The sequence below is a fragment of the Caulobacter sp. UNC358MFTsu5.1 genome (assembly GCF_000712075.1).
Taxonomy (GTDB): domain Bacteria; phylum Pseudomonadota; class Alphaproteobacteria; order Caulobacterales; family Caulobacteraceae; genus Caulobacter.
The window spans coordinates 273,384-287,440 of sequence record NZ_JONW01000008.1; the positions used below are offsets into that span (position 1 = coordinate 273,384).

17 protein-coding genes are annotated in these 14,057 nt (G+C 68.5%); 10 read left to right on the forward strand and 7 right to left on the reverse strand.

Features of this window, described 5'->3' with window-relative positions:
- Window position 1 precedes the first annotated feature (1 nt).
- Together BR39_RS0116265 and carA are read right to left on the reverse strand one after the other, a co-directional pair.
- A complete protein-coding gene (locus BR39_RS0116265; protein WP_029914053.1) occupies window positions 2-397 on the reverse strand; it encodes a hypothetical protein in 396 nt (131 codons plus the stop codon).
- A gap of 128 nt (window positions 398-525) precedes the next feature.
- Window positions 526-1,710, reverse strand: coding sequence for a glutamine-hydrolyzing carbamoyl-phosphate synthase small subunit (gene carA, locus BR39_RS0116270; RefSeq protein WP_029914056.1), 1,185 nt, complete (start codon window positions 1,708-1,710; stop codon window positions 526-528).
- A 267-nt stretch (window positions 1,711-1,977) separates the two neighbouring features.
- Here carA and BR39_RS0116275 point away from each other — a divergent pair, with 267 nt between their 5' ends.
- From BR39_RS0116275 to BR39_RS26570, 5 genes are all read left to right on the forward strand, one after another.
- Window positions 1,978-2,268 (forward strand): DUF1272 domain-containing protein, encoded by a 291-nt coding sequence (locus BR39_RS0116275; protein ID WP_029914057.1) that lies wholly within the window; start codon window positions 1,978-1,980, stop codon window positions 2,266-2,268.
- 290 nt (window positions 2,269-2,558) lie between these two features.
- On the forward strand, window positions 2,559-2,693 hold the full coding sequence (locus tag BR39_RS27275; protein WP_255347300.1) for a hypothetical protein: 135 nt from the start codon (window positions 2,559-2,561) through the stop codon (window positions 2,691-2,693).
- 107 nt (window positions 2,694-2,800) lie between these two features.
- Entirely contained in the window at window positions 2,801-2,983 is a 183-nt protein-coding gene (locus BR39_RS0116285; protein ID WP_029914059.1) for a hypothetical protein, read from the forward strand.
- Window positions 2,984-3,068: 85 nt separating this feature from the next.
- Window positions 3,069-3,764 carry an HAD family hydrolase gene (locus BR39_RS0116290; RefSeq protein ID WP_029914061.1) on the forward strand — a complete coding sequence of 232 codons (696 nt, stop codon included), beginning with the start codon at window positions 3,069-3,071 and terminating at the stop codon, window positions 3,762-3,764.
- Window positions 3,765-3,949: 185 nt separating this feature from the next.
- Complete coding sequence (locus BR39_RS26570; protein WP_156035799.1) at window positions 3,950-4,150, forward strand: hypothetical protein; 201 nt, start codon at window positions 3,950-3,952, stop codon at window positions 4,148-4,150.
- Window positions 4,151-4,260: 110 nt separating this feature from the next.
- On the opposite strand, the gene BR39_RS0116295 is transcribed toward BR39_RS26570, so the two are convergent.
- Window positions 4,261-5,355 (reverse strand): acyltransferase, encoded by a 1,095-nt coding sequence (locus tag BR39_RS0116295; RefSeq protein WP_029914064.1) that lies wholly within the window; start codon window positions 5,353-5,355, stop codon window positions 4,261-4,263.
- A gap of 27 nt (window positions 5,356-5,382) precedes the next feature.
- On the opposite strand from BR39_RS0116295, the gene BR39_RS0116300 reads away from it, so the two are divergent.
- On the forward strand, window positions 5,383-5,814 hold the full coding sequence (locus BR39_RS0116300) for a hypothetical protein (RefSeq protein WP_156035800.1): 432 nt from the start codon (window positions 5,383-5,385) through the stop codon (window positions 5,812-5,814).
- A gap of 3 nt (window positions 5,815-5,817) precedes the next feature.
- Here the strand turns inward: BR39_RS0116300 and BR39_RS0116305 are convergent, their stop codons facing one another.
- The 3 genes from BR39_RS0116305 to BR39_RS0116315 form a co-directional block, all read right to left on the reverse strand.
- On the reverse strand, window positions 5,818-7,200 hold the full coding sequence (locus BR39_RS0116305; RefSeq protein ID WP_029914068.1) for a peptidoglycan DD-metalloendopeptidase family protein: 1,383 nt from the start codon (window positions 7,198-7,200) through the stop codon (window positions 5,818-5,820).
- Window positions 7,201-7,442: 242 nt separating this feature from the next.
- Window positions 7,443-8,138, reverse strand: a complete 696-nt coding sequence (gene ctrA / locus BR39_RS0116310) for a response regulator transcription factor CtrA (RefSeq protein ID WP_029914069.1) — start codon at window positions 8,136-8,138, stop codon at window positions 7,443-7,445.
- Between the two features lie 431 nt (window positions 8,139-8,569).
- Window positions 8,570-9,343, reverse strand: a complete 774-nt coding sequence (locus tag BR39_RS0116315; RefSeq protein ID WP_029914071.1) for a LytTR family DNA-binding domain-containing protein — start codon at window positions 9,341-9,343, stop codon at window positions 8,570-8,572.
- Between the two features lie 121 nt (window positions 9,344-9,464).
- On the opposite strand from BR39_RS0116315, the gene BR39_RS0116320 reads away from it, so the two are divergent.
- The 4 genes from BR39_RS0116320 to BR39_RS0116335 all read left to right on the forward strand — a co-directional run bounded on the left by BR39_RS0116320 (window position 9,465) and on the right by BR39_RS0116335 (window position 13,554).
- Window positions 9,465-10,463: a dienelactone hydrolase gene (locus BR39_RS0116320; RefSeq protein ID WP_029914073.1), complete on the forward strand. Its 999-nt coding sequence runs from the start codon at window positions 9,465-9,467 to the stop codon at window positions 10,461-10,463.
- A gap of 277 nt (window positions 10,464-10,740) precedes the next feature.
- Window positions 10,741-12,078: a flagellar protein export ATPase FliI gene (fliI, locus tag BR39_RS0116325; RefSeq protein ID WP_029914075.1), complete on the forward strand. Its 1,338-nt coding sequence runs from the start codon at window positions 10,741-10,743 to the stop codon at window positions 12,076-12,078.
- Window positions 12,078-12,497 carry a hypothetical protein gene (locus BR39_RS0116330; RefSeq protein WP_029914077.1) on the forward strand — a complete coding sequence of 140 codons (420 nt, stop codon included), beginning with the start codon at window positions 12,078-12,080 and terminating at the stop codon, window positions 12,495-12,497. The genes fliI and BR39_RS0116330 overlap by 1 nt, the downstream gene beginning before the upstream one ends.
- Window positions 12,487-13,554 (forward strand): endo-1,4-beta-xylanase, encoded by a 1,068-nt coding sequence (locus tag BR39_RS0116335; protein WP_035018553.1) that lies wholly within the window; start codon window positions 12,487-12,489, stop codon window positions 13,552-13,554. The genes BR39_RS0116330 and BR39_RS0116335 overlap by 11 nt, the downstream gene beginning before the upstream one ends.
- On the opposite strand, the gene BR39_RS0116340 is transcribed toward BR39_RS0116335, so the two are convergent.
- Complete coding sequence (locus BR39_RS0116340; protein WP_035018555.1) at window positions 13,551-13,964, reverse strand: helix-turn-helix domain-containing protein; 414 nt, start codon at window positions 13,962-13,964, stop codon at window positions 13,551-13,553. The genes BR39_RS0116335 and BR39_RS0116340 overlap by 4 nt on opposite strands.
- Window positions 13,965-14,057 lie beyond the last annotated feature (93 nt).

Consider the following 14,057-nt stretch of genomic DNA (forward strand, 5'->3'; position numbering starts at 1 on the left):
ATCAGGCCGCCACCTCGTCCTCTTCGTCCTCCTCTTCCTCGTCGTCCTCGGGCCATACGCCCAGGGCGGCGTCGCGCAGGGCTTCGGCGCGGTCGGCGATCTGGGCGGTCACCTCGTCGTCGACGCCGCGCGCCTCCAGGACCAGCACCAGATGGCCGACCATGTGGTCGAGGTCGTCGTCCTCCAGCCCTTCTTCCGACAGCCAGGCCAGGGCCGGCGTCAGGCGGGTCTCGTCGTTGTTGTCCAGGTCCAGCGCCGCGGCCATGAAGGCCCGCACGCCCGGCGAGATCACCGGGCCGACCAGATGGGCCAGCAGGTCGTCTTCCTGGGCGCGCTGGAAGAAGTCGTCGAGGGCGGCGTTGGCGATCGCCTCGCCGCCGATGCGTTCATAGGTCATGGGATCCTCGCGTAAGGGTCGCAGGTGAACCGGAACGCGAGGACGCTATCACGCTCCCCGGCGGGGAGCGTGATGCGGGCATGACAGTCTGGAAGTCGTTTTGTGTAAGCTGAGCCTTACGGGCGAGCCTACTTCGCCGCGTCCATCAGGCCGGCGAAGCGCTCGAACAGATAGAGGCTGTCGGTCGGGCCGGGCGAGGCTTCCGGGTGGTGCTGGACGCTGAACACCGGCTTGTCGGTCAGGGCGATGCCGGCGTTGGTGCCGTCGAACAGCGAGACGTGGGTCTCTGTGACCGCCTTCGGCAGCGAGGCGCTGTCGACGGTGAAGCCGTGGTTCATCGAGACGATCTCGACCTTGCCGGTCGTCAGGTCCTTCACGGGGTGGTTGGCCCCATGGTGTCCCTGCTCCATCTTCACGGTCTTGGCGCCCACCGCCAGGGCCAGCATCTGGTGTCCCAGGCAGATGCCGAACACCGGCTTGCCGCTGGCCACCAGCTTCTTGATCTCGGGCACGGCGTATTCGCCGGTCGCGGCCGGGTCGCCCGGGCCGTTCGACAGCAGCACGCCGTCGGGATTGCGGGCCAGGATGTCCTCGGCCGAGGTGTTGGCCGGCACCACCGTGGCGCGCGCGCCCACATGGGCCAGGGCGCGCAGGATGTTGCGCTTGACGCCGTAGTCCAGGACCACGACCTCGTACTTGGGCTTGTCCAGCTTGGCGTAGCCTTCCGGCCACGACCACAGGCCCTCGTCCCAGGTGAAGGTCTGGGTGGTCGAGGCGTCCTTGGCCAGGTCCAGGCCTTCCAGGCCGGCCCAGGCCTTGGCCTTGGCGACCAGGGCGGGGATGTCGAACTGGCCGTCGGGCGCGTGGGCGATCACGCCGTGCGGCATGCCGGTCTCGCGGATCTTGCGGGTCAGGGCGCGGGTGTCGACGCCGGCCAGGCCGATCATGTTGCGGCGCTTCATCCAGCCGTCGAAGTCGCTGTCGGCGCGCCAGTTGGCCTGGTCGGTCGGGGCGTCGCGGAAGATCGCGCCGCGGGCGGCCGTCTCGGCCCCGCCGGCCATCTGCTCGATGTCCTCGACGTTCGTGCCCACATTGCCCACGTGCGGGAAGGTGAAGGCGACGATCTGGGCCATGTAGGAGGGGTCCGTCAGGATCTCCTGGTAGCCGGTCATGGCGGTGTTGAAACACACCTCGCCGACCGCATCGCCGGTCGCGCCGCAACCCACGCCTTGGAGGATGGTGCCGTCGGCCAGGGCCAGGATACCGGTGACGCCCTTAAGCAAAACAGGAGGGGGGAGAAGGTCTTGGGACATCTCGGAAAGCGCCTCCTAAACGCGGGGCCAGAATGGCCGGTCATTCTCGCAAAAAGGCGGGCCGGGAGTAACCCCAACCCGCCGCGCAAACGGCGGCGTGTCTAGGGGGGTATGACGGGGGGGTCAACCCCCTGGATCACGGGAGTCGGAGCTTGGCCCCACATTCCCGTGATCGGTGAAAGAGTCCCCTCGCGCGGGAGCGCCCCGAGCCCTTATGCTGGAAGGGCTAAGCGCCACAATAAGCACAAGAACACGGGAGGACGGCCCATGCTCGAGTTGCGTCCCAATTGCGAGTGCTGCGATCGCGACCTGCCGCCCGACAGCCCGGACGCGCGGATCTGCACCTTCGAGAGCACCTTCTGCATCGCGTGCGTGGAAACGCGATTCTCGGGCGTCTGCCCCGACTGCGGCGGCGACTTCTCGGCCCGGCCCATCCGTCCCGCCGGGGCCCTGCACCGGTTCCCCGCCTCGCTGCGCCGCGTCTACAAGGGCCACCGGGTCTACGCCGCGCGACCGGCGGCGCCGGACACCCGGCAGTCGCCGCCGTCCTGGGTCTAGCCCTCGCTTCGCCCTTTCGGGAGGGGTGCGTTTCCAAAAAGGTTGTCATCCCGGAAGCCTCGCAGAGGCTGTCCGGGCCCAGGGGACCGGGCGAAAGCCGTGCAGCCGCCCCTGGGTCCCAGACAAACGCTGCGCGCTTTCCGGGATGACAACGCTTTGAGACCTTCGCCTAAGCCCTGGCCGTCGCTTCGGCGCCACAGCTGGAACAACTTGTCGCAGGAACGCATCCGTCGGCGACGGCGGCGCGTTAATCTCTTGGAGCCTACAGTCAAGCTCCAAGGAGCAGACCCATGAGCACCCTCGTCGCCCGCATCGCCCCAGTTCCCGCCGCCGGCTGGTTCGGCCTGGTCGAGACGGGCCTGCGCGTGATGCTCGTGGCGGCCGTGCCGGTCAGCGCGGCGATCTTCGTGACGCAGTGGTTCTAGCCTCGGTTCCAGGACGAAAAACCTAGCTTGACCCTAGGAACGTCGGGCAGCCGACATCGTTTGCTGATGCATGGGCGGGGGCGCCCTAACTGTGTCTGTAAGCCTGCATGTCGGATTCCTATGACGATCCCGCCCAAGAACCGGCCTCGGCCGTGTCGGCGAACCTGACGGAGCAGATGCTCCACCTGACCAACCGGTTCGAGCAAGAACGCCTCAAGCTGGAAGAGCGCACGTTCCGCGGCGACGGCGAGTTGGCCCAGGACGGCGAGGGCGAAGGCGAGGAAGGCTGACGCGCGCGCCGCGACGGCCGCACGCGACGTCTTGGTCTGGACGCCCGATGCGGCGTATCACCCGGCTTCGACCCGGAGAGCCCCAATGCCCGTCACCACCGTCGGCGTCGACGCCGACGACACCCTTTGGCACAACGAGACGATCTTCCGCCTGACCCACAAGCGGTTCGTCGAACTGCTGGCCCCCTACGGCGACGAGGCCCAGATCGACGCCAAGCTGGCCGAGACCGAGAAGCGCAACCTGCGGCTCTACGGCTACGGGGCGAAGGGCTTCACCCTGTCGATGATCGAGACGGCGATGGACCTGACCGACAGCCAGGTCAGCATCGGCGTGATCCGCCAGATCCTGGCCGCCGGCCGCGAGATGCTGACCGAGCCGGTCGAGCCCCTGCCCGGCGTCGAGAAGGCCCTGGCGACGCTGTCCGAGCGCTACCGCCTGGTGCTGATCACCAAGGGCGACCTGCTGCACCAGGAGCAGAAGCTGGCCGCCTCGGGCCTGGGCGACCTGTTCGCCGCGGTCGAGATCGTCTCGGAGAAGGACGCCGACACCTACCGCCGGGTCTTCGCCCGCCACGGCTCGGGGCCGGAGCAGGCGGTGATGGCCGGCAATTCGGTGAAGTCCGACATCATCCCGGCACTGGACGCCGGCGCCTGGGCGGCCCTGATCCCGTATCCGCTGGTCTGGGCGCACGAGGCGGCGACGGCGCCGAAGGATCATGGGCGGTATGTTGAGCTGGGGTCGATTTCAGAGCTGCCGGCGTGGGTGGATAGCCTCGCTTGAACCCTCTCTCTTAGAGAGAGGGAGGGGCCCATGGCGAAGCCATGGGAGGGTGAGTGGTTACACCGCCGGCCGGCATGTCGGCAGGGCGCGGGGACCGCCGCCAGGCGCGTGCCTAACTCTGCTGTCGATCCATGGTGGACCTTCGGAATGTTCGTTAGAGCTGGGCTGAACGGAGGGAATACGGAATGAAGCGTTATACGCGCCGCCAAACGCTGATCCTGGCAATAGGGTTGCCATTCGGTTTGACGATCCTCGCGGTCAACATCGGCAGCGCGCTGGGAGCGTCGGAACCAACGAAGGACAACATCATCCTCGTGGGGATTGCGGCGTTCCTGATCGGACTTGGATGGGCGACCTGGACCTTGCTTCGGAAGCCAGGAAGCTAGATTCAGCTTCCCTCTTCGCGGACGTTCCCAATGTCCGCACGATGGCGCCAACCCGGCCAGCGGTGAAACCTCTCACCCTCCCACCGCTGCGCGGCGGGCCCCTCCCTCTCTCAATGAGAGAGGGGTTCCTTCTTGGCGCCCAGCCCCGAAATCCAGTCCCGCGCCGGGCGCTCGAACAGCACCAGCGACAGATAGGCCGCGGGGATCAGGGCCAGCACCCAGAACAGCACCCACAGCCGCAGGGCGTCGCCGGTCAGGCCCCAGCCCGCCACGCCCACCCAGTTGATCCCCATCTTCAGGGCGATCGGGTGCAGCAGGTAGAGGCTGAAGCTCAGCTGGGCCCAGGGGGCCAGCCGGCGGCTGACCCCGCCCTGCGTCCCGGCCGCGTCGGCGGCCACGCCGGCCAGGCCCAGGGCGTAGACGATCAGCAGCAGCAGGGTGCGCTCGATCCGGAAGGTCGAGGCCACGAGGAACACCGCCAGCAGGCCCCACATCCAGAAACGCGCGAAGGGCAGCTTGCCCAGCGGCTCGCGCAGCTGGAAGGCCAGCATGCCCAGCAGGAAGCCCGGCACGGCGCGCAGCACGCCGAAGTTCCAGGTCCACTGGTGGAAGGGCATCTCGCCGTCGGGATTGAGCAGCAGCACCACGAAGCTGGCGACGGCCACGGCGGCCGTCACGATCCGCCCGCGCCCGGTGATCCAGAACAGCAGCGGCAGGGCCAGGTAGAGGCCCATCTCCGCGCTGATCGCCCAGCTGACGAAGTTCCAGGTCTGGGAATGGCAGGTATGCCAGGCGTGGACGAACAGCACGTTGGGGACGATGCAGGCGAGATCGTAGCGCTTGGGGTCGACGTCGCCGCCCCAGTGCATCGCGCCGGCCGCCCAGACGCCGATGAACACCAGCATCGTGGCCCAATGCAGCGGCCCCAGCCGCGCCACCCGCTTCTTCAGGAAGGTCCCGTACTTGCTCCAGCTGGTCAGCCGGCCGGTATAGATCGCCGCCATGACATAGCCGGAGATCAGGAAGAACAGGTCCACGATCAGGGAAAAGCCCTTGATCATGTCGTCGGCCACCTGCCAGCGCCCATCCAGGTTGATGTAGCGGTTGAAGTGGAACACCACGATCATCAGCGCCCCGACGATCCGCAGGGCGTCGAGATGCAGCATGTCCTCGGAGTCGGGCTTGAGGGCGGGCAGTGACTTCATCGTCCAGGGATGCGGCGGGCGGCGGCGATGGTCAAGCTCTGGCCGTCGGGGTTGGCAGAGGTCTCTCGAACCGTCACCATTGGGCGAATGGACGCCCTCCTCGCCGACATCCTTTCCTGGCTGGTCTTTCCAGGCGGTTGCATCGCCTTTGTCGCGCTGCTTGTCGGCCCGACGATCTGGCGGATGTCCAGACCTGCGCCGTCCGACGATCTGGCGGCCATCAACCGGTTCGCGGCGAACCGGGATCAGCGCCTCGTCGAGGTCAGGAAGCTATGGTTCGGTCCCTGGCGCATGCGAGAAGGCCTGCCCAGGGAGGCGGGGCGGCCTTATCGCGTTTGCGTCCTGGACTCCGACGGTTCCCGATACGCCCATACCGTAACCGCCGATCGGCGCGACGGGCTTGGCAATATGGAACTGAAACAGCGCCTGGACGGCGTCTGGATGCCCGTCCTCCAGTAAGCCCTAGCGCAGCGCCGGGCCCTTGCCCTTGTCCAGGCTGGCCATGGCCAGCTTCGGGGCGGCCTTGTCCTCGACGGCGTCGCCGCCGGCGGCCAGCAGGTGGTCGATGCGGGCGCGCTGGGCCTTGAAGCGGGTCAGCTCGCCGCCGGCCAGGATCGTGCCCTGGGGCACCTTGGCGCCGATCGGATTGACGCGCTTGCCGTTCAGCCAGACCTCGTAGTGCAGGTGCGGGCCGGTCGCCAGGCCCGTGGCGCCGACATAGGCCACCACCTGGCCCTGGCGCACATGCACGCCGGGGCGGATGCCGGGGGCGTAGCGCGAGATGTGGCCGTAGCCGGTGTCCCACTGGCCCGAATGCCGGATGCGCAGCCAGTTGCCGTAGCCGCTCCAGCGGCGGGCCTCCAGCACCACGCCGTCGCCGGCCGCCAGGATCGGGGTGCCGGTGCCGGCCCCGAAGTCCACGCCCTGGTGGGCGCGGGTGTAGCCCAGCACCGGGTGCTTGCGCTGGCCGAAGGTGGAGGTGATGCGGGCGCCGTCGACCGGCGTGCGCAGCAGGAAGCCTTTGATGTTCTTGCCCAGCTCGTCGAAGAACTGCGGCTTGCCGTCGGGACCGTCGCGGTCGAAGGCGTAGAACTTCTGGCCCTTCACCTCGGCGTATTCCAGGTCGCCGGCCTCGACCGTGCGGCCGCTCTCGGTGACCTTGCGGCCGAACACCAGGCAGAACTGGTCGCCCTCGTGGATGTCGCGCGAGAAGTCGATCTTGTGCGAGAACAGCTGGGCGGCCTGGCTGACGATGGCCGGCGTGCCGCCGACGTCGGAGACGCTCTCGTAGAACGAGCCCTCCATCTTGCCGCAGGCGACCTTGGTCTCGTCGGTGACCTTCTCCTCCAGCTCGCGCAGCTTCATGGCGCCGTCGAAGGTGCGCGAGACGGTCAGGGTCGAGGACGGGCCGGTGCGCATGCTCAGGCCGATCAGGCGGGCCGAGCCGGCGCGGCCGTTGCGGCGCTCGGCCACGGCGGCCTCGAAGGCCATGCCGGCCTTGATGTTGACGGTGTCGATCGCGCCCTGCAGGGCGGTGACCACCTGGTGGGCGTCGTTGGGGGCGATGCCGGTGCGCAGGACCGCGCCTTCCAGGGTCTCGCCGGGACGCACCTTGACCGGGATCGATTCCGGACGCTCGAAGCCCGGCTGGGCCTCGGCGCTGGCGAAGGCGGCGTGCTGCAGGGCGGCCAGGGCGTTGGCGTCGAGCGGCGCCTGGACCACCTGGACCGGCGCATCGGTCGCGGTCAGCTTCCAGCCCAGGCCCAGGGCGGCCAGACCGGCGATCGCGGTGAAGACTTTCGGGGCCAGACGCAGGGTCGGCCGCCTCGGATCGAATTCTTGCATCAAGCCCCCGACTGGTAAGCCCCGACTGGTACTGATGCCGCGCACGTTCAAAATGACACGGCTGGGATGCCCCCCAGCAAACCTCGCGCCGGAAAATGGCGGATGACGCCAGGTTCGGGCAAGGACTATTCGGTGCTTCGGGCGATTTGTCACGGACAGGGTTAAAGCCCTGTCTTCACAAAGGAAAACGCCCGCCTCCGGAGAGACGGGCGCTCAACTTTTCGGGTTTCTTCCGCTGGCGATTACGCCGCGTTGACCTGCTCGTTCGGGTCACGCAGCACATAGCCGCGGCCCCAGACCGTCTCGATGTGGTGCTTGCCCTGGGCCGAGGCCGCCAGCTTCTTGCGCAGCTTGCAGATGAAGACGTCGATGATCTTCAGCTCAGGCTCGTCCATGCCGCCGTACAGGTGGTTGAGGAACATCTCCTTGGTCAGGGTCGTGCCCTTGCGCAGGGAGAGCAGCTCCAGCATCTGGTATTCCTTGCCGGTCAGGTGAACGCGGTTGCCGTTCACTTCCACCGTCTTGGCGTCCAGGTTGACGATGATGTCGCCCGTCTTGATGACCGACTGGGCGTGACCCTTCGAACGACGGACCACCGCGTGGATGCGGGCGATCATCTCGTCCTTGTGGAAGGGCTTGGTCATGTAGTCGTCGGCGCCGCCCGAGAAGGTCTTCACCTTCGTGTCGATCTCGGCGCTGCCCGACAGGATCATGATCGGCGTGTTCACCTTCGCCACCCGCAGGGTGCGCAGAACATCCAGGCCGCTCATGTCGGGCAGATTCAGGTCCAGCAGGATGAGGTCGTAGTCATAGATCTTGCCCAGATCCACGCCCTCTTCGCCAAGATCCGTCGTGTAGACGTTGAAGCCTTCAGACTTCAGCATCAGCTCGATGGTCTGCGCGGTGGCGCTGTCATCCTCGATCAACAGTACGCGCATGCAGCCCTCCCCGCCCTTCGGCGGCAATATTCGACAGCTAGGCGGAATCCGCCGGTGAAACCCGTCCTGCACTCTGCCGGACAGTTAATTTAAGACAGGTTAATTGGTGAACGATCTCGTTGGAGAAATGGTTAATCTGATTTGCGAATCGGGCGCAAGCGGTCAACGACTCGGTTGGCACATTGGTCGCAGGGGCCTGTGGACAGTCCGTCAAGACGATTCCTTTTGGCCGGAACTGCTTGATTTCCCGGACTTGTAAAGGGCCAGATTGCTCCGCTTTCACCCCTCCAGGACGGCTTCGCCGTTCACCTATGAGGCGAGATTGCGGCGTTCTGTCGCGAGAAATTTACAGGCTTCACAGGAGGCTTCGGAGCGTCGCCGCGAGCCTGGCCGCGGGCGGTCCGCGACGTCCGGTCGCGGCGGGTTTCACCCTATTTTTCGCCGACGGGTTCCGGGGCCAGCCAGCCGGCCTCCCGGAGCCTGGCCACCGAGGCGCGAGAGACCGGCGCCGCGAGGCCGCCTTTCAGGGTCAGGCGCAGATTGCGGCCGTCCGCGACCACCCCGGTGACGGCCGCCCGGGCCACCCACCACGAGCGGTGAACCCGCATCCCCTCCTCGGCCATGCCGGCGATCACGCGCTCGAACGGGCCGGTCACCAGACGCGAGCCGCCGGGCGTGCAGATCCGCACATAATGGTCCTCCATGCGCAGGCACAGCACCGGGCCGACGACGGGCGCGGGGGCCTCCTCGACGGCGACCGGCCCCGGCGCGGGCCCGACCTCTGAGCCCAGCAGGCGCGGGCGCAGCAAGATGTAGCCGCCCACCAGCGGGATCGAGATCGCCAGGCACTGGCCGAACCAGACCATCGGGGTGAAGTCGGACAGCTGGGGCCACAGCCACACCGCGATGCGCGAGACGATCAGGGTCTGGACCGCCGCCCCGACGAGGGCGGCCACGGCCGCCATGAACCAGGCGGGCAGGCCGAAGCGCCAGCCGATCGCCAGGGCCAGCCGCACACCCACCCCGAACACCGCCACCCCGATCCACATGGCGGTGATCCAATAGGCCAGCCGCACGATCAGCGGCCCGTTGAAGAAGCTGCCATAGGGCCCGACCACGCCCAGGAAGGCGCCCACCGCCGTCGCCACGGCGATGTCGACAGCCCAGTCTCGGGGAGCGCCGAAGAGCGCGGCCTTGGAGGTCATGCCGCTTCTATACCGACCGATCGCCGGTTCGCGAACCCATTCGCCCGTTCACGCATCGGGCATGGCGAAGGTTCGCGGGCCGCCGCATCCGAGGGGTCTTCCTTCCACTTCGGAGCTCCCGATGCCCCGCCTGCTTCCACGCCTCACCGTCCTGTGCCTCGCCCTCGCCTGCCTGGCCTCGCCCGCCGTCGCCGCCGCGGACGTCGGCTTCAAGACGGTCTCCGTGCCCGACTCCAAGGGAGCGCCCATCGAAGTCGGGGTCTGGTACCCCACCGACACCCCGGCCAAGGCCCCGCCGCCCAATCTCGGCGACCAGCCCCTGGCGCTCGGCGCGCCGCTGGCCGGCGACCACCTGCCGCTGGTCGTCATGTCGCACGGCAACGGCGGCTGGTTCGGCGGCCACTGGGACACCGCCGTCGCCCTGGCCAAGGCCGGCTTCGTCGTCGCCGCCCTGACCCACACCGGCGACAACTACAAGGACCAGAGCCACGCCACCGACCTGGTCGACCGCCCGCGCCAGTTGCACGTGCTGATCGACTACATGCTGGCCGACTGGAGCGACCACGCCCGGCTGGACCCGGACCGGGTCGGCGCCTTCGGCTTCTCGTCGGGCGGCTTCACGGTGCTGGCGGCGGCCGGCGGCGAACTGGACTTCGGCCGCATCCCGAGCCACTGCCGGGACCATCCCACGCACTATGACTGCCAGCTGCTGGCCAAGGTCCCGATGAACACCGCCCAGGCCGCCGCGCCCTGGGTGCACGACAGCCGCATCCGCGCCGTGGTCTCGGCCGCCCCGGCCCTGGGCTACGCCTTCCGGGAGCAGACCCTGGCGGGCCTCAAGGCCCCGGTCCAGCTGTGGCGCGCGTCCGACGACGAGATCCTTCCCGACCCGTTCCACGCCACGGCCGTGCTGAAGGCCCTGCCCGCCGCCTCGACCGAGTTCCACCTCGTGCCCGGGGCCCGGCACTTCGACTTCCTGGCGCCCTGCGACGCCTGGACCCGCAAGAACGTCCCGGCCATCTGCAACAGCGCCCCGGACTTCGACCGCACGGCCTTCCACAGGGATTTCGACGCCAAGGTGGTGGGGTTCTTCAAGGCCGAGCTGGGGACCAAGCCCTAACCCTCACAACCCGCTCATCCCGGCGCATGCCGGGACCCAGATGGAATGGCTTGGAGGCTGACGCCATGAACTCAGCGCTCTTCCAATCCGCCACACCGCCATGGGATCCGGGTCCCGGCGTTCGCCGGGATGAGCGGGTCAGAATATGGGTCGGTCATAAGGACGCAGGCCCCAGCCTAACCACAATCCTCAAGAGCCGATTAACCATAAGCCTCTACTTCACTCCCCATTAACGCGAGAGGCCCAAAGCTTGGCTTCGAGCCGTCGGGAGTTGTGCTTGCGTAGCCTGATCGCCGCCGTCGAACGTATCGATCCGCTGACCGTCTTCGGTCGCGTCGCCGCCGTGAACGGCCTCCTGATCGAGGCGCGCGGCGGGCTGACCCGTCTCGCCGTCGGCGCGCGGGTCGAGATCGAGCGCCTGAACCTGCCGACCCTGCCGGCCGAGGTCGTCGGCTTCCGCGAAACCCGCGCCCTGCTGATGCCGTTCGGCCCCGTCGAGGGCGTGGCCCCCGGCGCGGTGATCAAGATCATGCCCGAGGGCGCCGTGGTCCGTCCGACCAAGGCCTGGCTGGGCCGCATCATCAACGCCTTCGGCGAGCCGATCGACGGCCTGGGGCCGCTGCCCCAGGGCGACGTCCCCTACCCCTTGAAGACCCCGCCGCCGCCGGCCCACGCCCGCGGCCGCGTCGGCGAGCGCCTGGACCTGGGCGTGCGGTCGATGAACGTCTTCACCACCACCTGCCGCGGCCAGCGCCTGGGCATCTTCGCCGGTTCGGGCGTGGGCAAGTCGGTGCTGCTGTCGATGCTGGCCAAGGAGGCCACCTGCGACGCCGTCGTGGTGGGCCTGATCGGCGAGCGGGGCCGCGAGGTCCGCGAGTTCATCGAGGAGACCCTGGGCGAGGAAGGCCTCAAGCGCGCCATCGTCGTGGTCGCCACCTCGGACGAACCGGCCCTGACCCGCCGCCAGGCCGCCTACATGACCCTGGCCATCGCCGAGTTCCTGCGCGACCAGGACCAGGAAGTCCTCTGCCTGATGGACTCGGTCACCCGCTTCGCCATGGCCCAGCGCGAGATCGGCCTGGCCGCCGGCGAGCCGCCGACCACCAAGGGCTACACCCCCACTGTCTTCACCGAGCTGCCCAAGCTGCTGGAGCGGGCCGGTCCCGGTCCGATCCGCGCCGACGGCACCACGGCCGCCCCGATCACCGCCCTGTTCACGGTGCTGGTCGACGGCGACGACCACAACGAGCCGATCGCCGACGCCGCCCGAGGCATCCTGGACGGCCACATCGTCATGGAGCGATCGATCGCCGAGCGCGGCCGATTCCCGGCCATCAACGTGCTGAAGTCGATCTCGCGGACCATGCCGGGCTGCCAGACGCTGGAGGAGCGCGAGGTGGTCAAGATGGCCCGCCAGAGCCTGGCGGCCTATTCGAACATGGAAGAACTGATCCGCATCGGCGCCTACCGCGCCGGGGCCGATCCGATCATCGACCGCGCCATCCGCCTGAACCCCGCCGTCGAGGCCTTCCTCAGCCAGAGCCCGGACGAGGCCACCAGCCTCGACGACAGCTTCGGCCACCTCGCCCACATCCTGCAGAGTGAAGCCGCGTAATGACCAAGTGGGCCGACTCCCTGATCCGCATCTCGAACCACGAGGTCGAGACCCTGCAGAAGCGGCTGGCCGACATCGTCGAGCGCCGCCAGGCGGCCGAGATGAAGGTCGCCACCATCGACGCGGAGTCCGAGCTGGAGGCCATGCAGGCCCAGGGCGACGTCGAGGCCGGCTGGTACATGATCGGCTTCCGCCAGGGCTCCAAGATCCGCCGCGACCAGACCCTGCTCGAAATCGACCAGATCCTGATCGAGGAGGCCGGCGCCCGCGACGCCCTGGCCCACGCCTTCGAGAACCTCAAGAAGTACGAGCACGTCGCCGAGGCCGCCAAGGTCGCCAAGGCCAAGCTGGTCGGCAAGCTGGAGACCGCGGCCCTGGACGAGCTGGGCCTGCGCCGGGCGGCGGTCGGTGGCCGCTAGCGGGCTCTACTCCCGCCGCGCCGTCGTCGGCTCGGCCCTGGCCCTGTCCGCCTGCGGCGCCAAGGACGCGCAGAGTCAGTCGGTCCCTGCCGACCTGCCCCCGCTGAAGACCGTCGCCCCGTTCCGGATCGGGACCTGCGTCCAGGCCCTGCACCTGGACGACCCGGCCCTGGCGGCCCTGATCGCCCGCCAGGCCAATCAGCTGACCGCCGAGTGGCAGATGAAGATGGAGTACATCGTCCAGCCGGACGGCTCCTTCCGCTTCGACGCCCCCGACCGCATCGCCGCCTTCGCCCGCGCCCACGGCATGGGCCTGCTGGGCCACACCCTGATCTGGTACGCCCAGGCGCCCGAGGCCTTCCAGCGGCTGGACGAGAACCGCATCGGCTTCGCCGACGCCTATCGCAACTACATCCTGGCCGTGGTCGAGCGCTATCGCGGCCTGGCCGTCGGCTGGGACGTGGTCAACGAGGCGGTGGCCGAGGACGGGAACGGCTGGCGGGGCAGCCTGTGGTCTGAGCGCCTGGGCGACTTCGAGCACATCGCCCTGGCCTATCGCACCGCGCGGGAGGCCGATCCCCAGGCGACCCTGCTGCTGAACGACTACAATCTGGAATACAACGACACCAAGCGCGCCACCTTCCTGAAGCTGGCCGAGCGGCTGCTGGCCTCGGGAGCGCCGCTGACGGGCCTGGGGACCCAGATGCACGTGGCGGCCGACATCGCGCCCGGCAAGATCACCCGCATGATCCGCGAGCTGGCGAGCCTAGGCCTGCCGATCCACGTGTCGGAACTGGACGTCTCGCTGACCCGGTCGGAGAACAAGCTGCTGTCGCGCGGCGAGCTGCTGCGGCGCCAGACCGCCGTCTACGCCGAGACCGCCGAGGCCTTCATGGCCCTGCCGCAGCGCCAGCGCTTCGCCTTCACCCTGTGGGGCCTGCGCGACCGCGACTCGTGGCTGACGGCCGAGAACGCCGGCGACGCGCCGGCCGTGTTCGACAACGCCGGGCGGCCGAAGGCGGGCGCGGCGGCGCTGGTCGCGGCGTTCCGCGCCTAACCCGCGGCGCGGTCGTCGTCGTTGTCGACGCTCAGGGTCTTGGCCAGGGCCAGGATCTGCAGGCGCTGGGCCATCGGCAGCTGCGGCACCAGCGAGGCCAGCTCCACGCCCTCCTCGGTGGCCATGAAGCGGCGCACCGCCATGGCGCGGCGGTCGCCGTCATCGGTCTCCAGCGGCGGCATGCCTTCGAAGAACCAGGCGACCGAGGTCTGCAGGGTCACGGCCATGCCGTAGAGCTTGGAGGCGCTGACGCGGTTGGTCCCGCGCTCGTACTTCTGCAGCTGCTGGAAGGTGATGCCCACGCTGTCGGCCAGCTGGGTCTGGCTCAGGCCCAGGGCCTTGCGGCGCATGCGGATGCGGCCGCCCACGTGGACGTCGACGAGGTGGGGTTCTTGATCAGCGGCCAACATGCGTCTCCAGCAGGAGACGAAATACGCCTCCTCGACGCTTAGACGCCGGGGAAGACCCCTGCCCTCAAGCTTGAGGGTGAATTTTCGTATACC